Genomic DNA, 23,888 nt, shown 5'->3' on the forward strand with positions numbered 1-23,888 from the left:
GCGCCGATGGTACTGCAGGGGGGACCCTGTGGGAGAGTAGGACGCCGCCGAACAATCATTGTGGGAAAGCCCCGCACCTTCTGGTGCGGGGCTTTCCTGCGTTCACGGGGCTTTACGCGGGTCTTTGTGCCTGAGAGCCGAAACGGGCCAGGTAGTGCCAGACGCGCTTCAGGGCCTGCTCGTCGTAGCGGCCGCTGCGGGCGGCCTCGCCGAGGATGCGCGGGGTGAGCACGTCGCCGACGGCGATGGCGCAGCCGAGGTCGACGAAGTCCTGGCCGCGGTAGTCCGGGTGCCGGCGGAGTTCGGTGACCGTGAGGCGGAAGCCCGGGTGCCATTCCGTGGGGCAGGGGAGCTTCGCGGCGGCGGCCTCGACTTCGGTGCCGCGGTAACTGGGGTCAAGTACGAGGGCCGCGACGTCGTGGTCCAGCCGTACCGGGGTGTGGACCTGGGCCTCGATGTAGTCGTCGAGTGCGTCCTGGTCGTCGGCCAGGGCCAGGGGGGTCAGCGACATGCGGTCGGCCACGCCGAAGGACTCGGGCTCCAGGTAGCTGTCCGGGTAGCAGAAGGTGGTGCGGGCCAGGGTTTCCGGGCGGAGCCGGAAGTGCGCGGAGCCGAAGCGGGGAGCGGCGCCGGCCGGGTTGTGGCGGAAGTTGAGGGCGCCGTACACCGGGCGTTCCTCGGCGGGCGCGTCGTCGTAGGCGCCGCCGAAGATGCGGCTCTCCCACTGCCAGCGGGCGCCGCCGGGCCGGGCGGTGAGGCCGCCGTTGCTGGTGCCCGTCACGAACTGGGAGCGGTAGACGCCCTCCTCGGCCAGAGCGGTGAGGATCGGACGGTCTTCGCTGACGCGGTCCGGGTGGAAGTTCAGCGTGACCGTGAGGGTCGGGTCCATCGGGGGGCCGGAGGAGAGGGCGGTGACGTGGGCGAGCGCCCGGGCGTGCGGATGCATGGGTGCAGTGTGCACCAAGCGGGTGGTTAGGATCCGCGATTATGGATCAGCATGTGGTGCGGGCCGTACGGGCCGACGAGTGGCAGCAGGTCAAGGCGTTGAGGCTGGACGCCCTGCGGGACCCGGCGGCGCCGGTGGCGTTCCTGGAGACGCTGGAGCAGGCGGAGGAACGGCCGGACGAGTTCTGGCAGGACCGGGCGCTTGGCGCCTCGCGGGGGCGGGTCGCGCGGCAGTTCGTCGCGGAGCGGCCCGACGGTGAGTGGGACGGATCGGTGAGCGTGCTCGTCGAGGAGGCGGGGAGCACCGACTTCTTCGGCCTGCCCGTGGAGAAGACCCAGGCGCATGTGGTCGGGGTGTTCGTACGCGGAGGGCGGCGGGGCGCGGGACTGGCCGAGGCGCTGTTCACCGCCGGGGTGGAGTGGGCGCGGGGGCTGGAGGCGCCGGTGCCGGAGCGCATACGGCTCTTCGTGCACGAGGAGAACCTGCGGGCGGCCGCCTTCTACCGGCGGTTCGGGTTCGTGCCGAGCGGGCGCGTGGTGGAGCTGGAGTCGGGGGCCGAGGAGCGCGAGTACGTCCTCGAGCGCTGAAGCGGGGTCGGGTGGCGTCAGCGGGGCGGGTCCAGGGGGGCGTTCGGCCAGCGGGAGCGGGCCTGTTCGCGGCTGCGGCAGAGCGCCAGCAGGGGAAGGGCCTCGTCGTGGAGGAGGTCCGGGAGCTGGGGGACGGGGGCGACGGCCGCCACGTCCTCCAGGACCAGGGTCAGTGGTGGGTCGAGCCGGCCGTGGGATGACCGTGCGGCCATGCGGCGGCCGTGCTCGACCACGTCTGCGGCGAGTGCCGTCAGGAGGGGCATCGCACCCGGGTGGGTGCGGGGGTCCTCCAGGGGTTCGCCCAGCACGTAGAGGGTGCCCCCTTCGGCGGCGAACGATGCCAGCGTGAGGGAATCCGTACGGTTCGGGTTGCAGGCCTCGCGGATGTGGATCGAGGTCAGGCAGGACAGGGCGCGGGCCGTCAGCTGCTGGGCCTGGTCGCGGCGTTCGGGGTGGGCGGTGAGGGCGCTCTCGAGTTCACCGGCGGCGCCGGGGGCGGCCCGGGGGTGGGTGCGCAGGGTGCGGACCGGGTCCTGGGCGCTGTTGCCCTGGGCCCAGCGGGCCAGGTGCTTGAACGGGAGGCCGTCGAGGGCGGCGGCCTGGAGCCAGCTGCGCAGGAGGGTCTCGGCGGTGTCGGCGACGGCGCTGTCCAGGCGGGCCTGGGGCCGTACGGGGGCCAGCAGGGCGACCGCCCGGGCGGCGGCGGTGTCGCGGTCGGCGCAGCCGTCGGCGGGGTTCCAGTGCATCCGGGCCGGGGTGTCGCACAGGTGCGAGGGGTCGTAGAGGAGGACCGGCCCGAGTTTCGCCCGGGCGTCCTTGGTTTCCGACCACAGTGCGGGGGACGAGGTGACCACCAGGGCGGCGCCCTCGGCGGCGGCGAGGGCCTGGGCGGCGAGGCGGTGGCGTTCGGCCGGGCCGCCGTAGACGAGGCGGGGGGCCGGTGCGGTGGACGGTGCCGGGGCGTAGCCGAACCCGTAGCGGTAGGCGTCCCCGGCCGGTGCCGGGGCCTGGCCGGCGGTGGTGTAGCGGGCCGGGGTCGGCTTCCGGGGCGGGGTGGCCGGTGCGGGTGTGGGGGCCCGGACGGGTACGGGTGCCGGTGCCGGGGCGGAGACCGGGGCGTGCGCGGCGGGGGCGGCCGTTGTCCGGGCCGGGGCGTGAGCCGGGCCGGGGAGCGGGGTCGGGCCCCCGGCGGGGTGATCCGGGGCCGGTGCCGCCGGTGCTGCCGGTGCCGAGGCGTCGGCGCGGGGGCCGCCGGGCACCTGGCCCGGCGGCCGGGTCTGTGCCGGGGCCGGGGCGGGGGTCGGCGCCGGGGCCTGGGCGGAGGCGGGGTCGGAGGGGGCCGGCTGGTGTCCGGTGCGGGGGCGGCGGGCCCTCGTACGGGCCACGACGCCCATGGTGAAGATCGTCAGGACCAGCAGGACCAGCAGCTGGCTGATGAACAGGCCCCAGAAGAGCCCCCACCCGGAGAGGGCCGCCGGGTCGGTGTCGGGCCAGGCCCCCGCGAGGTCGTGGGGTTGCGTTATCAGGGCGCGGACGGCCTCGGGGGTGCGGGTGAAGGTGACGGTGTCCGGCCAGGCGCCCTTGGTGAAGAGGGCGGCGAGGCCGGTGGCCGACCAGACCAGGACGGCGAGGCCGAGGAGGAAGGCCAGGAGGCCGACGAGGACCCCGTCGGGGACGCCGCCGGGGCGCGCGGGGGGTTCCGTACGTCTCGCGTCGGGCATGGTCAGGCCACCGTGGTCGCTGATCCGGGGCCGGAGCCCCGCTGGCGTTCGATGTACAGGGCTCGTTCCTCCGCTTCGAGTTCGGCGGCGAGCAGCTCGTCGGGGAGTTGCTCGGGGGTGGAGGACTCCGTCATCGCGCGGTCGGTGTAGACGAGGGGGCGTTCGGTTTCGGTGATCAGGTGTTTGACGACCTGGACGTTGCCGTTGACGTCCCAGACGGCGATGCCGGGGGTGAGGGTGGGGATGATTTCCACGGCCCAGCGGGGCAGGCCGAGGACCCGTCCGGTGGCGCGGGCCTCGTCGGCCTTCTGGGCGTAGATGGTGCGGGTGGAGGCCATTTTGAGGATGGCGGCCGCCTCGCGTGCGGCGGCGCCGTCGACGACGTCGGAGAGGTGGTGGACGACGGCGACGAAGGAGAGTCCGAGGCGGCGGCCGAACTTCAGGAGGCGCTGGAAGAGCTGGGCGACGAAGGGGCTGTTGATGATGTGCCAGGCCTCTTCGACGAGGAAGATGCGCTTCTTGCGGTCCGGCCGGATCCAGGTGTGTTCCAGCCACACGCCGACGATCGCCATGAGGATGGGCATGGCGATGGAGTTGCGGTCGATGTGGGAGAGGTCGAAGACGATCAGCGGGGCGTCGAGGTCGATGCCGACGGTGGTGGGGCCGTCGAACATGCCGCGCAGGTCGCCGTCGACGAGGCGGTCGAGGACGAGGGCCACGTCGAGGCCCCAGGCCCGGACATCGTCTATGTCGACGTTCATGGCCAGCGCCGATTCGGCTTCGGGGTGGCGCAGCTGTTCCACGATGTCGGTGAGGACGGGCTGGCGGTCCTGGATGGTCTCGACGACGTAGGCGTGGGCGACCTTGAGGGCGAAGCCGGAGCGTTCGTCGAGGCCGTGGCCCATGGCGACTTCGATGATGGTGCGGAGCAGCGCGAGCTGTCCGGTCGTGGTGATCGCCGGGTCGAGGGGGTTGAGGCGGATCCCGTCGTCGTTGGCGGCGACGGGGTCCAGGCGGATGGGGGTTATCCCCAGCTGCTGGGCGATGAGGTTCCATTCGCCGACGCCGTCCTCGCCCTGGGCGTCGAGGACGACGACCTGCCGGTCGCGGAAGCGGAGCTGGCGCAGGACGTACGTCTTCTCAAGCGCCGACTTGCCGTTGCCGGACTCGCCGAGGACGAGCCAGTGGGGGGCGGGGAGCTGTTGGCCGTAGAGCTGGAAGGGGTCGTAGATGTAGCCCTTGCCGCTGTAGACCTCGCGGCCGATGATCACGCCGGAGTCGCCGAGGCCGGGGGCGGCGGTGGGGAGGTAGACGGCCTGGGCCTGGCCGGTGGAGGTGCGGACGGGCAGGCGGGTGGTCTCGACCTTGCCGAAGAGGAAGCTGGTGAAGGCGTCCGTCAGCGCGGACATGGGATCTCGCATGGGCGGCACTTCCCTCCAGCTAACGTCGGATGCCGGTGGCGAACGGCAAGGTGTTGACGAAGGCGCGGTGGTGCTCGCGGTCGCACCATTCGAGCTTCAGGTAGGACTTGCCGGCGGAGGCGCGGATGGTGCGCTTGTCGCGGGCGAGGGCTTCGGGTGAACGCGAGGACACCGTGATGTACCCGACGAGGTTGACTCCGGCAGCGCCGCTGGCGAGATCTTCACCCCTCTGGTCGAGGCGGCCGTGGGCGGCGATGTCGCGGGGGTCGACGGTGCGGTTCATCTTGGCGGCGCGGGAGGCGTCGGCCTCGTCGTTGGTCTTCTCGGTGAGCATGCGCTCGATGGCGATCTCGGTGGGTTCGAGGTCCATGGTGACGGCGACGGTGCGGATGACGTCCGGGGTGTGGACGAGGAGGGGGGCGAGGAAGTTGACGCCGACCGGGGTCATCGGCCATTCCTTCACCCAGGCGGTGGCGTGGCACCAGGGGGCGCGGGTGGAGGATTCGCGGGTCTTGGCCTGGAGGTAGGTGGGCTCCACGGCATCGAGTTCCGCCGGCCAGGCGTTGCGCTTGGTCATGGCCTGGATGTGGTCGATGGGGTGGTCCGGATCGTACATGGAGTGCACGAGGGAGGACAGGCGTCCCTGGCCGAGGGGCTGGCGTACGCGGATGTCGGCTTCGGCGAGGCGGGCGCAGATGTCGGTGAGCTCGCGGGCCATGACGATGGCGAGGCCGGAGTCGCGGTCGAGCTTGCGGCCCTTGTGGCCTCCGGCGCGGGCGATGGCGTTGGCTTCGGCGGCGAGCTCGCGGGTGTAGTGCATGCAGGCGACGAGGTAGGCGCGGTGCTGCTCCGAGGAGGTGGAGACCATCGACTGGAGCTGGTCGTAGGAGTCCCGCAGCCAGGCCGGGGCGTGGGTGTCTCCGCGCTGGGCGACGTCCTTGGCGTGGGCGTCGGGGTCGGCGGGGAGGGTGCGGGCGAGCATCTGGAGGCGGGTGACGAAGCCGTCGCCGTTGGCGACGTGCTTGAGGAGGGTGCCGAAGCGGTCGACGAGGGCTTCCTGGTCCTCGCTGTCGCGGAGGCCGACGCCGGGGCCCTCGATCTCGATGGCGGCCGTGACGGTTCTGCGGTCGGCGTGCAGGAGGACGGCGATCTCGTCGGGGCCGAAGGGGGCGGCGAGCCAGTTGATGCGGCCGATGCCGGGGGGCGGGCCGACCTCGACCTCGCGGCCGTCGCTGGCGCGGGTGCCGGCTTCGACGGCGCCCGAGCGGTACGTCGTACCGCGTCGCAGGATGCGCTTGTAGCTGCGGCTGATCTCGAACCACCGGTAGAAGGTGCGGCCCTTGTAGGGGACGTACACGGCGGCGAGGGCGAGCAGGGGGAAGCCGACGAGGCTGACGATGCGCAGGGTGAGGTGGGGGACGAGCAGTCCGCTCATCATGCCGAAGAAGGCGCCGGTGATGATCAGTGCGATTTCGCCGGTTTCGCGGTTCTTGCCGACGATCGCGTTCGGCCGGGCCCGGCCGATGAGATACGTACGGCGGGGCGCGACCGGGTGGAGCTGGTGGGACTGGGACGTCAACGCCCGTCACCTCCTGTGTTCCTCGTACTCGAGCCAGTGCGGGGCGGGGGTGCGGCGGGGGGGACGTTCCCGCCGCCGGACCCGCTGCCGGAGCGGCGGCTGCTGTGGGCGGCCATGCCTCCGGAGATCTGGTTGGCGTCGCCGCCGCCGGTGTTGCCGCCGGTGGCGCGGTGGGAGCCGCCGCGGCTGCTGTGGGTCTTGATGCCCTGGGAGACGAGGGAGGCCGGGGAGCTGATGACGGCTGCGGCCTGGGCGCCGTCGGTGGCCTTGGAGCGGTTGGTGCGGGCGGCGGCGATCTCGTCGCCGAAGCCGGGGACGAAGCGGTAGATCATCGCCGAGGCGAAGATCGCCAGGAGGATGATGGCGAGGCCGGAGACGACGGCGGAGAAGGCGTTGGGGCCCTTGTCGCCGGCGAGGGCTCCGGCGAGGCCGAGGACGATCACGATGACCGGTTTCACGAGGATGACGGCGATCATGATGCCGGCCCAGCGGCGGACGTGGCCCCACATGTTGCGGTCGACGAGTCCGGCGTAGACGACGGTGCCGAGGAGGGCGCCGACGTAGAGCAGGGCGGCGCGGATGACGAGCTCCAGCCAGAGCACTCCGGCGGCCAGGACGGTGACGAGGGAGACGACGACCAGCATGATCGGGCCGCCGCCGATGTCCTCGCCCTTCTTGAGGGCTTCGGCGAAGGAGCCGAAGAAGACGTCGGTCTGGCTGCCGGTGGCGGCGGCGATGACCTCGGTGATGCCGTCGGTGGCGGAGACGACGGTGTAGAGGATCAGCGGGGTGAAGGCGGAGGCGAGGACGGTCAGCCAGAGGAAGCCGATGGCCTCGGAGAGGGCGGTGCTGAGGGGGACGCCGCGGATGGCGCGCTTGGCGACGGCCAGCAGCCACAGGACGAGGGTCAGGACGGTGGAGGCGGCGAAGACGACGGCGTACTGCTGGAGGAAGGCGGGGTTGGTGAAGTCGACGTTGGCGGTGCTCTTGACCGCTTCGCCGAGCTTGCCGACGATCCAGGCGGCGGCGTCGGCGCAGCCCTTGGCGAGGGAGGCGAGGGGGTTGATGGCGTCCGGGGGGCTGTTCGGCGAGAGGCCGGTGCCGGGTGCGGTGCCAGGGGCGTTGCCGACCTGGCGTTCGCAGTCCTCCTTGAGCGGGCCGATGACGCCTTCGCACTTGGAGGGTGACGGGGTGGCGGAGGGGGAGCCCGAGGGGGTGCCGGACGGGGTCGGGGTCGGGCTGGGGGCGGCGTAGGCGCGGGCGGACAGCAGGACGAGCGCCGTCTGTACGGCGGCCAGGGCGGCGGCGGTACGGGCGGCGGCGCCGCGCGGGGCCCGGCTGGTCCTCGTACCGCTGTCGGGGCGGCGGCTACCGGGCATAGGTGAACCCTCCGAACTCCTGGACGGCCTTGCTGATGTCGTCGGACGTGGAGGCGGGGACGTCGCCGGGGACCGGGGCGGGGCCGTCCTGCTGGCTGTCGGAGGCGACCTTCCAGCCGTCCGCGGTCCAGGTCAGTTCGAAGGTCCAGGTCTTCCAGGTGGTGCGGACCGGGCTGGTGGACTTGGGGCCGGACATGCCGACGAGGCCGGTGTACCAGACCGCGACCTTGGCGGTGGTGGGGTTGTAGCCCTCGACGCGGGTGCCGACGGGGACGGCACGGGTGACGAAGGTGCTTCCCTGCGGGGCGTTGCCGTTCGCGTCGAGGCCGAGGGTGGCGAGGAAGGCGGGGGAGTACGCCGCGTCCTGGGTGCCCTTGCGCCGTGCCGCGGCCTCGGGGGTGTAGATGCCGTCCACGAGGGCGTGCCGGACGTCCTTCTTGAGCATGCCGTCGGAGCCGAGGGCCACCGTGTAGTTGGCGGCCGCCGACTGGGCGCCCTGCTCGTCGTGGGCGAAGCCCGTGGGGACGCCGGCCGCCTTGCCGGTGACCGGGGCGGTGCCGGTGGGGGCGGTGGAGTCGGCGGCCGGGGGCTTGTCGGAGGACGGGGAGGCGTCGGGCGGGGCGTCCTGGGACCGGTTCGCGAACGCGATGGCGGCGATCAGCAGGACCACCACCCCGACCACGGTGATCAGGCCGCGGGAGGAGCGGGGGTTGCGGCGCGGGCCGCCGTACGCCTCGGAGGGCGGGTCCGGGAGCCGGGTACGGGTCTGGCCCGTGCCGCCGACCTCGGCGTGGCCGCTGCCGCCGCCGTACTGGTCGTCGTTGCTCATTGCGTGTCCGCCCCCTCCGCGTCGTACGACGGTAGCGCTCGTTTCCGCTCTGGCGCGGTGTGGTGATTCCTCATCAGGGTGCGGCCGGGCGCGGCGATCCGGCTAGACGGCCATCCCGTAGACGATCGTGAAGAGGGTGCCGAGGGAGCCGATGATGAAGACGCCGGTGAGGCCGGCCACGATCAGGCCCTTGCCCTGTTCGGCGCTGAAGGTGTCGCGCAGGGCGGTCGCGCCGATGCGCTGCTTGGCGGCGCCCCAGATGGCGATGCCGAGGCAGAGGAGGATCGCGACGGCCATGACCACCTCGATCATGACCTTCGCTTCGTTGCCGAGGCTGCCGAACGGCCCCCAGTTCGGGGCGATTCCGCCGATGATGGTGGTGATGTCGCCCTTTTCAGCTGCCAGGATCATGTAACTCACCGCCCCTGTAAGGGTAGTTCCGGTAGCCCGTGCCCGACGGCAGGGGTCACGCACTATCTTCTCTGATGAAACCGGCGCCGTCGTCGACTTGGCCGGTCTCTTTACCCGTTCTCTCGGCCCGCGCCCCGTATGCGCACCCTGAGCAGGTCACTCTGTGTATCACGGGGGGTGACCCCGGGCAATGATTGTCGGCCCGGCGTGCGCGGGGCCTTCCGAGGGCTGGCCGTTCGGACTAATCGGGGGAGTCCGGGGCAGCGGGGGAGCGTACGGAGGCGCGGGGGGCGCATCGGCGCCGGTCGGGCGCCGGAGGGGGCGGCGGGGCGTGCGGGCGGCGGGTTACCCGGGGAGCCAGTGGGCGGGGCGGGTGAGGTGCGCGGGGATGCGGGTGGCGGGGTTGCCGCGGGCGGCGCCCAGCTGGGGCTGCGTCAGGAAGAGGGCGTCGCGCAGGTCGGCGCCGCTCAGGTCGGCGTCGCGGAAGTCCGCGCCGATCAGGTCGGCGCCGCGCAGGTCGGCGCGGCTGAGGTCGGCGGCGATCAGGTAGGCGCCGCGCAGGTTGGCCCCGCGCAGGTCGGCTCCGGAGAGGCGGGCGCCCATCAGGTCGGCGCCGCGGTGGTTCTTCCTGCGGCCGGGGGTCTTGGCGCGGACCAGTTCGCTGGTCTTGAGGAGCAGGGCGTTGACCTCCTGGCGCAGGGCCGGGACGTCGAGGGCGGTGAGGGTGGCGGCGTCGGCGCGGGTGAGGGCCTCGGTCTTGGCGAGGGCCGTGCGCAGGGCCGGGTGGAGGGGGGCGGCCGCGGGGCGGGTGAGCGCCTCGGCGGTGTAGAAGAGCAGTTCGTGCAGCTGCCGCATGACCGGGAAGGCCTCGAACATGGCCTCGCGGGTCTCGGGGTGGGTGCGCCAGTCGCGGCCCTCGAAGGTGACCTGGGAGATCTGCTGGCCGGCGCCGAAGCAGTCGAAGACGGTGCAGCCCTGGAACCCTTCGTCGCGCAGCCGGGTGTGGATGCCGCAGCGGAAGTCCTGCCGGAGGTTCTTGCAGGGGGTGCCGGCGGTCTTGTTCGCGGCGAAGTCGGCGGACTTGGCGAAGGGCAGCGCGACGCAGCACAGGGCGAAGCAGGCGGAGCAGTCGGCCTGGAGGAGGGGCAGTGCGGTGGTGGACACCCTTCCATTGTGACCGGAGCGTCTTGATCCGTCGGGAGGGGGCGGCGAGCATCCGTACATGACAGAAGTGATCGCAGTTGCCGTCATCACCCTGCTCGCCGTGATCAGTCCCGGTGCGGACTTCGCGATGGTGGTCAGGAACAGTTATCTGTACGGGCGGCCGACGGGCCTGTTCGCGGCGGCGGGGGTCGCGGCCGGGGTGCTGGTGCACGTGTCGTACACGATGCTCGGGGTCGGTCTGCTGATCGCCTCGTCGACCGCCCTGTTCACGGCGATCAAGCTGGCGGGCGCGGCGTACCTGGTGTGGATCGGGATCCGTACGTTCCGGGCGCGGGCGGAGCTGACCGTGGACCTGGAGTCGAAGCCGGGGCTGACGCGGGCGGGGGCGCTGCGGTCGGGGTTCTTGACCAATGTGCTGAATCCCAAGACGACGCTGTTCGTGGTGTCCACGTTCACCCAGGTGGTCAATCCGGACACCTCGGCGTGGCAGCAGGCGGGGTACGGGCTGTTCATGTCGGCGGCGCACCTGGTGTGGTTCGGGGCGGTGGCGCTGTTCTTCTCCGACTCGCGGCTGCGGGACCGGATGCTGCGGGCGCAGAAGACGCTGAACCGGGCGATCGGGTCGGTGCTGGTGGGGCTGGGGGTGGGGCTGGGTTTCGCGCGCTGAGCCGTGACGGGGGTCTGGCATCCCGGGTTACCTGTGGGTAACGTGCGGGGGCATGGATGCTGAGGACGGGTTCTACGAGCGGCTCGGCGAGGGCCGCTTCCGGGCCACGCAGGCCACGCGCGGGCCCTGGGACCCGGGCTCCCAGCACGCCGGACCGCCGGCCGCGCTGCTGGGACGGGCCGTCGAGGAACGGCCCGGGGCGCGGGCGGAGATGCGGATCGCCCGGATCACGTACGAGATCCTGCGCCCGGTGCCGATCGGGGAGCTGGAGGTGACCGCCTCGGTGCTGCGGGCCGGGCGCGGCACCGAGCTGGTCGAGGCGGCCCTCGCCCCGGCGGGCGGGCAGCCGGTGATGCTGGCGCGGGCGCTGCGGATCCGGGTGTCCGGGGAGCCGGTGCCGGCGGTGGTTCCGGCGGCGGTGGTGCCGCCGCCCGGGGAGGTGGGGGTGACGCCGTTCTTCCCCGTGCCGTGGGAGACGGGCTACCACTCCTCGGTGGAGACCCGCTTCACGGAGGGCGCCTTCACCGAGCGGGGGCCGGGGACCTGCTGGATGCGGATGCGGGTGCCGCTCGTGGCGGGGGAGGAGGTCCGGCCGCTGGACCGGGTGCTGGTGGCCGCCGACTCGGGCAACGGGATCAGCGCGGTGATGGACTTCGGCCGGTTCGTCTTCGTCAACGGGGACCTCACCGTCCACCTGCACCGCCATCCGGTGGGCGAGTGGGTGTGCGTGGAGGCCCGTACGAGCGTGGACGCGGCGGGTATCGGCCTCGCGGACTCCCGCCTGCACGACGAGAAGGGCCCGCTCGGACGGGGCGCGCAGAGCCTGTTCGTGGCCCCCCGCTGAAGCCAACCCCCGTTCGCCGCACGGAAGTCGGTATGACACCCTCGACCGGATGGAGGCCCTGAGAGAGACCGACCCCGCCCACGTCGGGGCGCACGCGCTGGTGGCCCGGCTGGGGGCCGGAGGCATGGGGCAGGTGTATCTCGGGCGGTCCCCGGGCGGCCGCCTGGTGGCCATCAAGGTGATCAGGGACGAGATCACCGGACATCCGGAGGCCCTCGCGCGGTTCCGCCGCGAGGCCGAGACGGTGCGCGCGGTGCGGTCGGCCTACACCGCGAACCTGATCGACGCCTCGCTGGCGGCCCCGCCGTACTGGCTGGCCACCGAGTACGTGGCGGGGCCGACGCTCAGTCACGCGGTGGGCGGCTACGGCGCCCTGCCTGCCGACTCCTGCCGCAGGCTGTTCGCCGCGCTGGCGGAGGGCCTGGCGAGCGTGCACGCGTACGGGGTCACCCACCGGGACCTCAAGCCGCAGAACGTCATCCTGGGTGCGCAGGGGCCGCAGCTCATCGACTTCGGGATCGCCAAGGGCGTGGACGGGACGGCCCTGACGCAGGCCGGCACCGCCCCGGGCACCCCCGGCTACACGGCCCCCGAGGTGCTGCTGCGCGGCGAGGCGGCGGACGCGGCGGACGTCTTCGCCCTGGGCGCCACCCTCGCGTACGCGGCCACGGGCCGGGCCCCGTACGGCACCGGCGAGCCGACGACGGTCAACTTCCGGGCAGTGCACGGCGAGATCGACGTCGAGGGCGTGGAGCCGGGACTGGCCGCGCTGATCAGGGCCTGCGTGGCGAAGGAGCCGGGCGGGCGGCCCTCGCCGGCCGAGGTCATCCGCCGCTGCGCGGTGGACGCGGCGCTGGTCGACGACCCGGTGTACGCGGCCCTGACGGCCGCCGGCGGAGGCGCGGCGCGGGTGCCGGCGCTGCCGTCGACCATCGGCCCGGGGCTCGGCGCCGCCGGCTCCGGCTACGTGCCGACGTACGTTCCGGCGGCGGCCCCGGTGGCCGCCGGCACGGGGGCCCGCCGCGCCCCGCGCTGGGCGCTGGCGGCCGTCGCCGGTCTGGTGGCGGGGGGACTCGTCGCGGGCGGGTACCTGATGAGCGGGAACGGCAAGGGCGAGGAGGCCGGCGGAGGGGGACGGGCCGCCGCCCCGCCGGCCGGCGGCGCCGCAACCTCCTCGGCCGCGCCCTCCGCGGGCGTGCCGTCCTCCGTCGGGCAGCCGGCTCCGAGCCCGCCCGTCCCGGCCGGGGTCGGCGTGTCGGGCGCCGTGCCCGACCACATCGAGCCGAACAAGGTGTCGCGGGACCTGTGGAGCAGTACGGGCGGCTGCAACCTGCCCAACGAGGAGCGGGCGGAGTTCCTGCTGGCCTCCGTCGTCGACGCCGACGATCCGCAGGCGCCGACGGTCACGGGCAAGGTCAGGATCCGGGTCTTCCTGAAGCAGCACAACACGGAGAAGGGCACCTACGCCGTCTCCGTCGGCGTGAAACCGCCGCACGAGATCGACGAGAGCACCCGGCGGCCCTTCGAGGCGGTCCGCGACTACAACCACAGCATCGGCTACACGAGCAGGCCGGTCGACCTCAAGGACCCGGCGACCGGCGGTTCGGTGGACCTCACGTATCCGGACGACTTCGTCACGGAGCTCGTGGACAACCAGGGGACGCGGAAGAAGTTCCCGGGCATCCCGACCGCCAACGATCCCGGTGACTGGACCGTGCTGGTCTACCGGGTCCGTGGGGTCAAGGAGTACAGCAGTGTCTACTGCACCGGCTTTCCGGTGAAATAGTGCCGGAACAGACTGGCGAATGCGCTGTCAGACGGGCCGCCATGAGGCAGTGTTGACGGGTGCGCAAGTTCTGGATGGCGAGCGGTATCGGGATCGGCGTGTGCCTGACCTTCGTCGCGCTGCTGGTCGTCGGCACCTACTCGGCGGCGGCGGGCATCGCGAGCGGTGCCCGGCAGGGCGCGGTCGGGCTGGTGAAGGGCGCGGTGCCGGCGGTCTACCAGCCGCTGGTGGAGAAGTGGGGAAACCTTTGCCCCGCGCTCAATCCGGCGCTGCTGGCAGCCCAGTTGTACACCGAGAGCCACTGGAAGCCCGACGCGATCAGCCATGCCGACGCGCGGGGCATCGCCCAGTTCATCCCGGAGACGTGGGCCGCGTTCGGGGTCGACGGCGATGGTGACGGGGACCGCGACATCTGGGACCCGAGGGACGCCATCCCCTCGGCGGCCACCTACGACTGCCAGCTCGCCAAGGACGTCGCGGGGGTGCCGGGCGACCGGTCCGACAACATGCTCGCCGCCTACAACGCCGGCCCCTACCGCGTCATCAAGGCGGGGGGCGTGCCGCCGATCAGCGAGACCCAGGGCTACGTGAAGGCCATCCGCTCCCTGGAGAAGAGCTTCGCGCGGCCCGTCGCCCGGCTCGCCCCCTCCCAGCAGGCCAGCGGCGCCATGTACTTCGCGCAGAAGCAGCTCGGGACGCCGTACCTGTGGGGCGGCAACGGCACGGCCGACCAGGACGGGCGGTTCGACTGCTCCGGGCTGACCAAGGCGGCGTACGAGAGCGTGGGGATCGAGCTGCCGCGCGTGGCCAACGACCAGTACAACGCCGGGTCGCACCCCTCGCGCGAGGAGCTGCTCCCCGGTGACCTGGTCTTCTTCTCCGACGATCTGACGAACTCTCGGGAGATCCGCCACGTCGGGATGTACGTGGGGGGCGGTTACATGATCAACGCCCCGTACACCGGCGCGGTCATCCGTTTCGACAAGATCGACACCCCTGACTACTTCGGAGCCACCCGCGTGACCAAGGACGGTGCCGCGGCCCTTCCGGAGCCGCCGGGGGCGACTCCCAAGCCTTAGCGACTCTCCGTGAAGTCCAGGCCCTGAGCTGCGACGACGAGTCACTCTTGGATAACGTTGGAGTGATCATTCGGTGGAGAGTGGAACGTCCCAGGCAGAACGGGCGTTCCATGGTCACGGGGGTTGATCGGCTGGGGGGTTGAAGGGGCGCACACCGTCGTGCGCCCGCAGGGGACCTAGGCAGGCAAGGGGCCGCGGCGCATGGGTGGACTCACGACCGGTGGGCCGAACGTGGATGTCAGCCTGCTGTACGCAATCAACGCCCTCTCCCGGCGCGCCCCCGACTGGTTCGACCGCGCCGTGGCCTTCACCGGCTCGTACGGACTGCCGCTGGCCATGGTCCTGCTCGTGCTGTGGTGCTGGCGCGGCACCAGGCGGCAGGACGAGGCGACCGCCGTCGAGTCGTTCGCCGCGCTCGTGTGGGCGCCCCTCGCCGCCGCGATCGCCCTGCTGGTGAACGTACCGCTGCGTCAGTTCGTCGCCCGGCCGCGGCCGTTCCTCCAGCACGACGGCCTGGAAGTGCTCGGCGGCGCGGGCGCGCCCGTCCCCGGCTTCTCCTTCGTCAGCGACCACGCCACCCTCGGCATGGCCCTCGGCATCGGAGTGTTCCTGGTCAACCGCCGGCTCGGGCTCGTCGGGATCGGCCTGGCGCTCGCCGAGGGGCTGTGCAGGGTCTACCTCGGGGTGCACTACCCGACCGACGTCATCGGCGGGTTCGCCCTCGGCACCGCCGTCGTCCTGCTGCTCGCCCCGCTCGCCATGGCGGCGCTGGCCCCGGTGGTCAGGGCCGTCGCCCGCGCGCCGCGCCTCGGGCGGCTGGTACGGGCCCCCGAGCGGGTGGTGGCCCGCCCGGTCGAGCTGGCGCAGCGCCCGGCCGAGAGCGACCTCGCCGCGTAGGCCGTCGAGGCGCGGCCCCGCCCGGACGGCTCAGGGGTTCCAGAGCGCGAGCAGGAACGCCACCAGCAGGCACAGCCCCGCGGCGCCGAAGCACAGCCGCACCGCCACCGGGCGCGGGCGCGGCGTCACGGATCGCCGCCCTCGCCGCCCCCGCCGGGATGCTCCGGCTCCGTGCCGTCGCGGCGGTAACGGGAACGCAGCCACAGCCCGGTGCCCACGGCCGCCGCGGTGGTGACCCCGATGGCCAGCGCCACGTCGGCCGGTCCGTCCGCCGACCCCACCGGGCGGGCCCAGGCCGCCGCGGCCGGGGTGAGCGCGAGCAGCAGGGCCCAGAGGAGGGCCGCGAGGGAGCGTGCGGTACCTGGCATGGAACCAGAGCAACCGCTCGCGGGGCCCCCGGCCAGCCGGGGCGGCCGAACGGACGAAGGGGCGCCGCCGCTATTGCGAGGTGTGCCGGGTCGCGTCCCTGCGGGCCAGGTCACGGGAGCGGCGGGCCGGCCCCTTCCAGCCGCAGCCGCACACGGCCAGGCAGAAGGAGCCGCGTTCCGCGGTGCTCGTGGAGTGGCCGGCGGGCGGCTGTGCGGGTTCCGCGTGGTCCCGCGGCAGGGGCACAGGGGGAAGCGGAGCGAGCGGCGTCGCCTTCGTGTGCTGATCCACCCCTCCACCGTACCCGGGCCCGGCCCCGTCCGGTACGGCCCCGGGAGCCGGGCGGCCCGTTACGGGAAACCCCGGACCTCGTTAACCGGAGCGGGTGGGGGCCTCGGGCAAACAGCGGTCTCGCGTTGGGGGTTGGCAGGCGATGGTGGTGCACCAGCACAGGCGGCGGAGAAGGCGTGCGGGTGAGGCGGTGCTCGCGGTCTGTGCGGCGGTGGCCGTCGCGGCGCTGAGCGCGTGCGGAGCGGCGAGCGGCACGGGCACGGACGCCGGCGGCGGTTCCGGCAAGGGCTCGCGCGGCGGTGACGGCCGGCCCCCGGGCGACCCGGCCGCCGCGGTCCGCGGCGCCGCCGACGCGCTGACCGCCGCCGGGAGCGCGAAGGCCCGTACGGCCATGGAAATGGCGACCGGCGGGACCCGGGTCACCATCCGGGGCGAGGGCGGGGTCGACTTCCGCAAGCGGATGGGCCAGCTGCTGGTGATGCTCCCCGCCGACGTGAAGGGCCAGGCCGAGCACCGGCCCATCACCGAGCTGCTCGTCCCCGGCGCGCTCTACATGAAGAACCGGGGCGCCGGAGTCCCCGACGACAAGTGGGTCCGGCTCGACACCGCCACCCTCTCCGACGGGAACCTCGTCACCGGCGGTGCCACCGACCCGGTGGCCGCGGCCGAGCTGCTGCGGGGCGCGCGGGAGGTGACGTACGTGGGCGAGACCGAGCTGGCCGGCACCAAGGTGCGGCACTACCGGGGTACGGCGGACATCGCGGATGCCGCGCGGAGCGCCTCGCCGGGGACCAAGGGGGCTCTGGAGGCGGCGGCGAAAGGGTTCAGCAAGGACAGCGTGCCGTTCGACGCCTACCTCGACGAGGAGGGGCGCCTGCGCAAGGTCCGGCACCGGTTCACATACGTCAAGAATGGCGTGATCGATGTGTCCTCCACCACGCTGCTCTACGGATTCGGGACACCGGTGACCGTCGTATTGCCCCCAAGCGGGGACATTTACGCCGGGAAGATCGCCGAATAGCCGGCCCGGCGGGGTGAACCGGCGCCTCCGGGCCATGGCCCCGCTATCCGGAAATGGTCCATCCGTGTCATGCGCGGCGAGGGGCCCGCTCCCTAGGGTGGTATGCCGAGCGCCGACGGGCGAGGGCGGCAGAGAGAGGTGACACGCGTGACTCCCGCAGGCGGCATGACGGTGCAGGACCACGTGGCGCTCGCCGAGATCGAGCTGTGCGGTGAGCTGATCATCGCGGCCTCGGCGGCGGCCGAGGACCGGCTGAGCCAGGACCGGATCGACGAGGTGCTGATGGGGATCCGCCTGTAGCTCCGGGCGGCCCCGGGCGGTCTCCGCGGCGCCGGTGCCGGGGGCCGCGCCCCCGGACCGCGTACCGGCGCCGGCCGGGTCAGCTGCGCAGCAGGCGCGCGATGGCCTTCGTGGCCTCCTCCACCTTCGCGTCGATCTCGGTGCCGCCCTTGACGGCGGCGTCCGCGACGCAGTGGCGCAGGTGCTCCTCCAGCAGCTGGAGGGCGAAGGACTGGAGGGCCTTCGTACTGGCCGAGACCTGCGTGAGTATGTCGATGCAGTACACGTCCTCGTCGACCAGGCGCTGGAGGCCGCGGATCTGGCCCTCGATCCGGCGCAGCCGCTTGAGGTGCTCGTCCTTCTGGTGGTGGTAGCCGTGGACGGCTCCGGAGCCCTCCGCCTCGATGGTCGTCATCGGTCCTCCCGTGGTCCGGAAAGAGGGGTTATACCCCTCATGGGTATAGGGTACGTCGCCCGCGCCGGGGGTACAGGGGTCCGTGACTCCCACTCTGCCTGATGGAGGACACTGGGGAACCGCCGGTTAGCCGTGGCCGGGGGATGCGCCTAGCATCAGCCTGACCGAATCCAATGCACCCCGAGGACCTCACGTGCGATTTCGTCTGACCCCCAGGGAGACGAGCTTCTACGACATGTTCGCCGCATCCGCGGACAACATCGTCACGGGCTCCAAGCTCCTGATGGAACTGCTCGGAGCGGAACACTCCGCCCGGGCCGAGATCGCGGAGCGGATGCGGGCGGCGGAACACGCTGGGGACGACGCCACCCACGCGATCTTCCACCAGCTGAACTCCTCCTTCATCACGCCGTTCGACCGGGAGGACATCTACAGCCTCGCCTCGTCGCTCGACGACATCATGGACTTCATGGAGGAAGCGGTCGACCTCGTCGTCCTCTACAACGTGGAGGAGCTGCCCAAGGGCGTCGAGCAGCAGATCGAGGTGCTGGCGCGGGCCGCCGAGCTGACCGCCGAGGCCATGCCGCACCTGCGGACGATGGAGAACCTCACCGAGTACTGGATCGAGGTCAACCGTCTCGAGAACCAGGCCGACCAGATCCACCGCAAGCTGCTCGCCCAGCTCTTCAACGGCAAGTACGACGCCATCGAGGTGCTGAAGCTCAAGCAGATCGTCGACGTCCTCGAAGAGGCCGCCGACGCGTTCGAGCACGTCGCGAACACGGTGGAGACCATCGCCGTCAAGGAGTCCTGAACCCCGTGGACACCTTTGCGCTGGTCGTGACCATCGGTGTCGCGCTCGGCTTCACGTATACGAACGGCTTCCACGACTCCGCGAACGCCATCGCGACCTCCGTCTCGACGCGGGCCCTGACCCCGCGCGCGGCCCTGGCGATGGCCGCCGTGATGAACCTGGCCGGTGCCTTCCTCGGCAGCGGGGTGGCCAAGACGGTCAGCAAGGGTCTGATCGAGACCCCGCACGGCAACAAGGGCATGTGGATCCTCTTCGCGGCCCTGGTCGGCGCGATCGCCTGGAACCTGATCACCTGGTACTTCGGTCTCCCGTCGTCCTCCTCGCACGCCCTGTTCGGCGGCATGGTGGGCGCGGCGCTGGCCGGCGGGACGGAGGTCATCTGGTCCGGTGTGGTCGAGAAGGTCGTCATCCCGATGTTCGTCTCGCCGGTCGTCGGTCTCGTCGCCGGTTATCTGGTGATGGTCTGCATCCTGTGGATGTTCCGCCGGGCCAACCCGCACAAGGCCAAGCGCGGCTTCCGCATCGCGCAGACGGTCTCGGCGGCCGGCATGGCGCTCGGCCACGGTCTCCAGGACGCCCAGAAGACGATGGGCATCGTGGTGATGGCCCTGGTCATCGCCGACGTCCAGGGTGCCGACGAGGCCATCCCGATCTGGGTGAAGGTCTCCTGCGCCGTGATGCTGTCGCTGGGCACGTACGCGGGCGGCTGGCGCATCATGCGCACCCTCGGCCGCAAGATCATCGAGCTGGACCCGCCGCAGGGCTTCGCGGCGGAGACCACCGGTGCCTCGATCATGTTCGGCTCGGCGTTCCTCTTCCACGCGCCGATCTCGACCACCCACGTGATCACTTCGGCGATCATGGGCGTGGGCGCGACCAAGCGGGTGAACGCCGTGCGCTGGGGCGTCGCCAAGAACATCATCCTGGGCTGGTTCATCACCATGCCGGCGGCGGCCGCGGTGGCCGCGGTCAGCTTCTGGATCGTGAACCTGGCCTTCGTGTAGCGCGCCGCAGCGCCGTACGAAAGCGGGCCGGCTCCCCCCACCCAGGGGGAGCCGGCCCTTTTCTTTCGCCCTGCGGCGGCACCGCCATGCAGCGCCGCAGGACGTCCGGGCGGGTTCCGGCGATCAGCCGAAGCGGCCCGAGATGTAGTCCTCCGTCGCCTGGACGGACGGGTTGGAGAAGATCCGGTCCGTGTCGTCGATCTCGACGAGCTTGCCCGGCTGGCCGACGGCGGCGAGGTTGAAGAAGGCGGTGCGGTCCGAGACGCGGGCCGCCTGCTGCATGTTGTGCGTCACGATGACGATCGTGAAGCGCTCCTTCAGCTCCCCGATCAGGTCCTCGATGGCGAGGGTGGAGATCGGGTCGAGGGCGGAGCAGGGCTCGTCCATCAGGAGGACCTGCGGCTCGACCGCGATGGCGCGGGCGATGCACAGGCGCTGCTGCTGGCCGCCGGAGAGGCCGGAGCCCGGCTTGTTCAGGCGGTCCTTGACCTCGTTCCACAGGTTGGCGCCCTTGAGGGACCGCTCGACGACGTCCGCGAGCTCGGCCTTCTTGTAGCTGCCGTTCAGGCGCAGGCCCGCCGCCACGTTGTCGAAGATCGACATGGTGGGGAAGGGGTTGGGGCGCTGGAAGACCATGCCGACCGTGCGACGCACCGCGACCGGGTCCACGCCGGGGCCGTACAGGTTCTCGTCGTCCAGCAGCACCTTGCCCTCGACGCGGCCGCCGGGGGTGACCTCGTGCATGCGGTTCAGGGTGCGCAGGAAGGTCGACTTGCCGCAGCCGGAGGGGCCGATGAAGGCCGTCACGGAGCGGGGTTCCACGGTCATCGAGATGTCGTCGATGGCCTTGTGGCTGCCGTAGAAGGCGGAGAGGCCGCTGACGTCGATTCGCTTGGCCATGAGGGTCACTTCGCTTTCAGTTGGTCACCGCGGCGGAGCCGCTAATGGGCTCGCTCTTAGCGACCGGTCTTCGGGGCCTTCCAGCGGGCGATGCCGCGGGCCACCAGATTGAGGATCATGACGAAGGCGATCAGGACGAGCGCTGCCGCCCAGGCCCGGTCGTAGGAGGCTTCGCTGCCGACCTTGTACTGCTCCCAGATGTAGAGCGGGAGCGAGGACTGGGCGCCTTCGAAGGGGTTGCCGTTGATGAGCTGCGAGCCGAAGACCAGCAGCATGATCGGCGCGGTCTCACCGGCGATGCGGGCCACTGCCAGCATGACACCGGTGGAGATGCCGCCGATGGCGGTGGGGAGCACCACCTTCAGGATGACGCGCCACTTCGGCACACCGAGGGCCAGGGCGGCCTCGCGGAGCTCGTTCGGGACGAGCTTGAGCATCTCCTCGGTGGAGCGGACCACGACCGGCATCATCAGGATCGACAGGGCCATCGCGCCGGCGAAGCCGGAGGGGCCGAAGCCGAGCATCAGGTTCCAGGTCGTCAGGATGAACAGGCCCGCGACGATGGAGGGGATGCCGGTCATCACGTCGACGAAGAAGGTGACGGCCTTGGCGAGCCGGCCCTTGCCGTACTCGACCAGGTAGACGGCGGTCAGCAGGCCGATCGGCGCGGCGATCAGGGTGGCCAGGCCGACCTGCTCCAGCGTGCCGAGGAGGGCGTGGTAGACGCCGCCGCCCTGCTCGAAGCTGGTCACGCCGTTCATGGAGTGGCTCAGGAAGTCGCCGTCGAGGACGTCGACGCCGCGGCTGATGGTGGTGATCATCAGGGAGAGCAGCGGGACGACGGCGAGGACGAAGCAGACCCAGACGACGGAGGTCGCGACGCGGTCCTTGGCCTGGCGGCGGTTCTCGACGACCGCGCTGGAGGCGTACGTGATCCCGACGAACAGCAGGGCCGCGATCAGGCCCCACTGGATCTTGCTGTGCAGGCCGAAGAGGAGGCCGGTGCCGGTGCCGAGCAGCGCGGAGGCGACGGCGGTGCCGGCCGGTGCCCAGCGGGGCAGGCCGCCGCGGGTCAGTCCGGCGGGGGAGGGGGACCGGCGGGCCCCGGTGGGGCGGTGGTCCTGGAGTGCGTGGCTCATCAGGCGTTCGCCCCCGAGAAGTCCTTGCGCCGGGCGATGATCAGACGGGCCGCGCCGTTGACCAGCAGGGTGAGCAGGAAGAGCACCAGGCCGGAGGCGATCAGCGCGTCACGGCCGAACTCGTTGGCCTCGTCGAACTTCGCGGCGATGTTCTGCGCGAAGGTGCCGCCGCCCGGGTTCAGCACGTGCAGCGAGATGAGGAAGCTCGGGGAGAGGACGGTCGCGACGGCCATGGTCTCGCCGAGCGCGCGGCCGAGGCCCAGCATCGAGGCGGAGATGACGCCGGAGCGGCCGAAGGGCAGCACTGACATCCGGATGACCTCCCAGCGGGTCGCGCCGAGGGCCAGGGCGGCCTCCTCGTTCATGCGCGGGACCTGGAGGAAGACCTCGCGGCTGACGCTGGTCACGATCGGCAGGATCATGATCGCGAGCAGGATGCCGACGGTGAAGAGCGAGCGGGCGACGCCGACCTGGGTCTTCTCGAAGACGTACGTCCAGCCGAGGTACTCGTCGAGCCAGAGGTTCAGCCCGTTCAGCTGCGGCACCAGGAAGAGGGCGCCCCAGATGCCGTAGACGATCGACGGCACGGCGGCCAGCAGGTCGACCACGTAGGCGAGGGGCGAGGCCAGCTTGCGCGGCGCGTAGTGCGAGATGAACAGGGCGATGCCGACGGCGATCGGGACCGCGATGACCATCGCGATGATCGAGCTGACGACGGTGCCGAAGAGGAGGACGGCTATGCCGAAGACGGGGGGGTTGGCCGAGGCGTTCCAGTCGAAGGTGGTGAGGAAGTTCCCCTCGTTCTTCGACAGCGCGATGGTGGCCCGGTAGGTGAGGAAGGCGGCGATCGACGCCATGATCACCAGGAGCAGGATGCCGGAGCCCTTGGAGAGCCCCGCGAAGATCTTGTCACCGGCGCGGCCGGTGGACCTCGTGCTCGAGGAGACGGGCGGAGCCGCGTCTGTCTGGGTGAATGTGGTGGAAGCCATGGTCTTTCCGGTCTGTGTGGGGGGCGGGCCCCCTGGCGGCGGTGCACCGGATTTCCCCCGGGTGGAGGGGGAGGGTCCCGGGTCCCGGGACCGATCGGCGGAGGATCGGTCCCGGGCCGGGAGGGGTGTGGCTAGGCCAGCGACTTGATGACTTCGCGGACCTTGGTGTTGATCTCGGCCGGGATCGGCGCGTAGCCGTTCTCGGTGAGGACCTTCTGGCCCGCGTCCGAGGCGGTGTACTCGAGGAAGGACTTCACGGTGCCGAGCGTCTCGGGCTTGTTGCCCTTGTCGCAGACGACCTCGTACGTGACCAGGACGATCGGGTACGCGCCCTCGGCCTTGGTGGTGTAGTCGAGCTTCAGGGCCAGGTCGGAACCGGTGCCGGTGATCTTCGCGGCGGCGATGGCCTTGGAGGCGTTCTCCGGGGTGGCCTTGACCGGGGTGCCGGCGCCGGTGTTGACGTCGACGGTCTTGATGCTCTGGGAGGTGGCGTACGAGAGCTCGAAGTAGCCGATCGCACCGTCCACGGCCTTGACCTGGGAGGCGACGCCGGCGGAGCCGGAGGCGGCCTGGCCACCGGGGGCGGGCCACTTCTTCGAGGCCTCGTAGGTCCAGGCGTCGGGGGCGGCGGCCTTGAGGTACTTGCCCAGGTTCTCGGTGGTGCCCGAGTCCTCGGAGCGGTGGAAGGCCTGGATGGGGGTGGAGGGGAGCGTGACGCCGGGGTTCAGCTTCTTGATCGCCTCGTCGTCCCACTTCTTGATCTTGTCGTTGAAGATGTTGGCGATCGTCGCGGCGTCGAGGTTCAGCTTGTCCACGCCGGAGACGTTGAAGCCGAGGGCGATGGGGCCGCCGACCATCGGCAGGTTGATGCCCTGGCCGCCGGTGCAGATCTTCTTCGACTCCTCGACCTGCTCGGGCTTCAGCGCGGAGTCCGAGCCGGCGAAGCCGACGGTGCCCTGGTTGAAGGCGACGATGCCCTCACCGGAGGAGGAGGACTTGTAGTTCACCTCGACGCCGGAGCAGGCGGCCATGTAGTTCTTCACCCACAGGTCGACCGCGTTCTTCTGCGCGGAGGAGCCGGAGGCGAGGAGCTTGCCCTTGGCGCCGTCGCACTTGACGTCGCCGGGGGCGGGGGCGGAGGCCTTCTTGGTGCCGTCGGCGCCGGTCTTCGTGTTGTCGTCCGAACCGCACGCCGTGAGGACCAGGGCGCCGGACACGACGAGGGCCCCGAGGGCGGAGGCACGAAGCCGGTTCTTGCGCTGAAGCTTCACTTTCGGGTGTTCCTTCCGAGGAGCCGCCGGCCGCTTTCTGTATCGGGGCGGCGTGCGAAGAGGACTACGTGGCTGAGGGGTGCGGCGCC

General features: G+C 71.7%; 25 protein-coding genes. 10 read left to right on the forward strand and 15 right to left on the reverse strand.

Annotation, left to right across the window (positions count from 1 at the left end):
* Window positions 1-112: 112 nt before the first annotated feature.
* The gene (locus ACZ51S_RS29195; RefSeq protein ID WP_468962448.1) at window positions 113-946 is read right to left on the reverse strand and encodes a DUF3626 domain-containing protein; all 834 of its coding nucleotides are present in this window, start codon (window positions 944-946) and stop codon (window positions 113-115) included.
* A gap of 41 nt (window positions 947-987) precedes the next feature.
* Here ACZ51S_RS29195 and ACZ51S_RS29200 point away from each other — a divergent pair, with 41 nt between their 5' ends.
* Entirely contained in the window at window positions 988-1,533 is a 546-nt protein-coding gene (locus tag ACZ51S_RS29200; protein WP_468479283.1) for a GNAT family N-acetyltransferase, read from the forward strand.
* Between the two features lie 17 nt (window positions 1,534-1,550).
* Here ACZ51S_RS29200 and ACZ51S_RS29205 read toward each other — a convergent pair whose 3' ends face one another.
* The 7 genes from ACZ51S_RS29205 to ACZ51S_RS29235 form a co-directional block, all read right to left on the reverse strand.
* Window positions 1,551-3,254 carry a type VI secretion protein gene (locus tag ACZ51S_RS29205; RefSeq protein ID WP_468479282.1) on the reverse strand — a complete coding sequence of 568 codons (1,704 nt, stop codon included), beginning with the start codon at window positions 3,252-3,254 and terminating at the stop codon, window positions 1,551-1,553.
* Between the two features lie 2 nt (window positions 3,255-3,256).
* Entirely contained in the window at window positions 3,257-4,675 is a 1,419-nt protein-coding gene (locus tag ACZ51S_RS29210; protein WP_388945844.1) for an ATP-binding protein, read from the reverse strand.
* A 19-nt stretch (window positions 4,676-4,694) separates the two neighbouring features.
* Window positions 4,695-6,254 carry an SCO6880 family protein gene (locus ACZ51S_RS29215; RefSeq protein ID WP_468962450.1) on the reverse strand — a complete coding sequence of 520 codons (1,560 nt, stop codon included), beginning with the start codon at window positions 6,252-6,254 and terminating at the stop codon, window positions 4,695-4,697.
* The gene (locus ACZ51S_RS29220; protein ID WP_468962452.1) at window positions 6,251-7,633 is read right to left on the reverse strand and encodes a hypothetical protein; all 1,383 of its coding nucleotides are present in this window, start codon (window positions 7,631-7,633) and stop codon (window positions 6,251-6,253) included. The genes ACZ51S_RS29215 and ACZ51S_RS29220 overlap by 4 nt, the downstream gene beginning before the upstream one ends.
* On the reverse strand, window positions 7,623-8,462 hold the full coding sequence (locus ACZ51S_RS29225) for a DUF8175 domain-containg protein (RefSeq protein WP_468479279.1): 840 nt from the start codon (window positions 8,460-8,462) through the stop codon (window positions 7,623-7,625). The genes ACZ51S_RS29220 and ACZ51S_RS29225 overlap by 11 nt, the downstream gene beginning before the upstream one ends.
* A gap of 102 nt (window positions 8,463-8,564) precedes the next feature.
* Window positions 8,565-8,873, reverse strand: a complete 309-nt coding sequence (locus ACZ51S_RS29230) for a hypothetical protein (RefSeq protein WP_008742356.1) — start codon at window positions 8,871-8,873, stop codon at window positions 8,565-8,567.
* Window positions 8,874-9,218: 345 nt separating this feature from the next.
* Window positions 9,219-10,037: a pentapeptide repeat-containing protein gene (locus ACZ51S_RS29235; RefSeq protein WP_468479278.1), complete on the reverse strand. Its 819-nt coding sequence runs from the start codon at window positions 10,035-10,037 to the stop codon at window positions 9,219-9,221.
* 58 nt (window positions 10,038-10,095) lie between these two features.
* Between ACZ51S_RS29235 and ACZ51S_RS29240 the strand changes: the two genes are divergently transcribed.
* The 5 genes from ACZ51S_RS29240 to ACZ51S_RS29260 all read left to right on the forward strand — a co-directional run bounded on the left by ACZ51S_RS29240 (window position 10,096) and on the right by ACZ51S_RS29260 (window position 15,310).
* The gene (locus ACZ51S_RS29240; protein ID WP_388945857.1) at window positions 10,096-10,704 is read left to right on the forward strand and encodes a LysE family translocator; all 609 of its coding nucleotides are present in this window, start codon (window positions 10,096-10,098) and stop codon (window positions 10,702-10,704) included.
* A 52-nt stretch (window positions 10,705-10,756) separates the two neighbouring features.
* The gene (locus ACZ51S_RS29245; RefSeq protein ID WP_468479277.1) at window positions 10,757-11,548 is read left to right on the forward strand and encodes a thioesterase family protein; all 792 of its coding nucleotides are present in this window, start codon (window positions 10,757-10,759) and stop codon (window positions 11,546-11,548) included.
* Between the two features lie 49 nt (window positions 11,549-11,597).
* Window positions 11,598-13,334, forward strand: coding sequence for a serine/threonine-protein kinase (locus ACZ51S_RS29250; RefSeq protein WP_468479276.1), 1,737 nt, complete (start codon window positions 11,598-11,600; stop codon window positions 13,332-13,334).
* A 74-nt stretch (window positions 13,335-13,408) separates the two neighbouring features.
* Window positions 13,409-14,413, forward strand: coding sequence for a C40 family peptidase (locus ACZ51S_RS29255; RefSeq protein ID WP_468479285.1), 1,005 nt, complete (start codon window positions 13,409-13,411; stop codon window positions 14,411-14,413).
* A gap of 201 nt (window positions 14,414-14,614) precedes the next feature.
* Window positions 14,615-15,310 carry a phosphatase PAP2 family protein gene (locus ACZ51S_RS29260; RefSeq protein WP_468479275.1) on the forward strand — a complete coding sequence of 232 codons (696 nt, stop codon included), beginning with the start codon at window positions 14,615-14,617 and terminating at the stop codon, window positions 15,308-15,310.
* Window positions 15,311-15,435: 125 nt separating this feature from the next.
* Here ACZ51S_RS29260 and ACZ51S_RS29265 read toward each other — a convergent pair whose 3' ends face one another.
* Both ACZ51S_RS29265 and ACZ51S_RS29270 read right to left on the reverse strand, forming a co-directional pair.
* Window positions 15,436-15,678: a hypothetical protein gene (locus ACZ51S_RS29265; RefSeq protein ID WP_468479274.1), complete on the reverse strand. Its 243-nt coding sequence runs from the start codon at window positions 15,676-15,678 to the stop codon at window positions 15,436-15,438.
* 70 nt (window positions 15,679-15,748) lie between these two features.
* Complete coding sequence (locus ACZ51S_RS29270) at window positions 15,749-15,967, reverse strand: hypothetical protein (protein WP_468479273.1); 219 nt, start codon at window positions 15,965-15,967, stop codon at window positions 15,749-15,751.
* A 142-nt stretch (window positions 15,968-16,109) separates the two neighbouring features.
* Between ACZ51S_RS29270 and ACZ51S_RS29275 the strand changes: the two genes are divergently transcribed.
* Window positions 16,110-16,988, forward strand: a complete 879-nt coding sequence (locus tag ACZ51S_RS29275) for an SCO4651 family lipoprotein (RefSeq protein ID WP_468479272.1) — start codon at window positions 16,110-16,112, stop codon at window positions 16,986-16,988.
* Window positions 16,989-17,135: 147 nt separating this feature from the next.
* Entirely contained in the window at window positions 17,136-17,288 is a 153-nt protein-coding gene (locus ACZ51S_RS29280) for a hypothetical protein (protein WP_388945932.1), read from the forward strand.
* A gap of 79 nt (window positions 17,289-17,367) precedes the next feature.
* Here ACZ51S_RS29280 and ACZ51S_RS29285 read toward each other — a convergent pair whose 3' ends face one another.
* Complete coding sequence (locus ACZ51S_RS29285; RefSeq protein ID WP_042801353.1) at window positions 17,368-17,682, reverse strand: metal-sensitive transcriptional regulator; 315 nt, start codon at window positions 17,680-17,682, stop codon at window positions 17,368-17,370.
* Window positions 17,683-17,875: 193 nt separating this feature from the next.
* Between ACZ51S_RS29285 and ACZ51S_RS29290 the strand changes: the two genes are divergently transcribed.
* Together ACZ51S_RS29290 and ACZ51S_RS29295 are read left to right on the forward strand one after the other, a co-directional pair.
* Window positions 17,876-18,496: a DUF47 domain-containing protein gene (locus tag ACZ51S_RS29290; RefSeq protein ID WP_388945876.1), complete on the forward strand. Its 621-nt coding sequence runs from the start codon at window positions 17,876-17,878 to the stop codon at window positions 18,494-18,496.
* Window positions 18,497-18,501: 5 nt separating this feature from the next.
* Window positions 18,502-19,500: an inorganic phosphate transporter gene (locus ACZ51S_RS29295; RefSeq protein WP_388945879.1), complete on the forward strand. Its 999-nt coding sequence runs from the start codon at window positions 18,502-18,504 to the stop codon at window positions 19,498-19,500.
* Window positions 19,501-19,623: 123 nt separating this feature from the next.
* Here the strand turns inward: ACZ51S_RS29295 and pstB are convergent, their stop codons facing one another.
* The 4 genes from pstB to pstS form a co-directional block, all read right to left on the reverse strand.
* Window positions 19,624-20,400, reverse strand: a complete 777-nt coding sequence (gene pstB, locus ACZ51S_RS29300; RefSeq protein WP_388945882.1) for a phosphate ABC transporter ATP-binding protein PstB — start codon at window positions 20,398-20,400, stop codon at window positions 19,624-19,626.
* Between the two features lie 56 nt (window positions 20,401-20,456).
* Window positions 20,457-21,539, reverse strand: a complete 1,083-nt coding sequence (pstA, locus tag ACZ51S_RS29305) for a phosphate ABC transporter permease PstA (RefSeq protein WP_468479271.1) — start codon at window positions 21,537-21,539, stop codon at window positions 20,457-20,459.
* Window positions 21,539-22,528: a phosphate ABC transporter permease subunit PstC gene (pstC, locus tag ACZ51S_RS29310; RefSeq protein ID WP_388945887.1), complete on the reverse strand. Its 990-nt coding sequence runs from the start codon at window positions 22,526-22,528 to the stop codon at window positions 21,539-21,541. The genes pstA and pstC overlap by 1 nt, the downstream gene beginning before the upstream one ends.
* Window positions 22,529-22,659: 131 nt before the next feature.
* Window positions 22,660-23,799, reverse strand: coding sequence for a phosphate ABC transporter substrate-binding protein PstS (gene pstS, locus ACZ51S_RS29315; RefSeq protein ID WP_468479270.1), 1,140 nt, complete (start codon window positions 23,797-23,799; stop codon window positions 22,660-22,662).
* Window positions 23,800-23,888 lie beyond the last annotated feature (89 nt).

Source organism: Streptomyces sp. NPDC034043 (assembly GCF_055575675.1).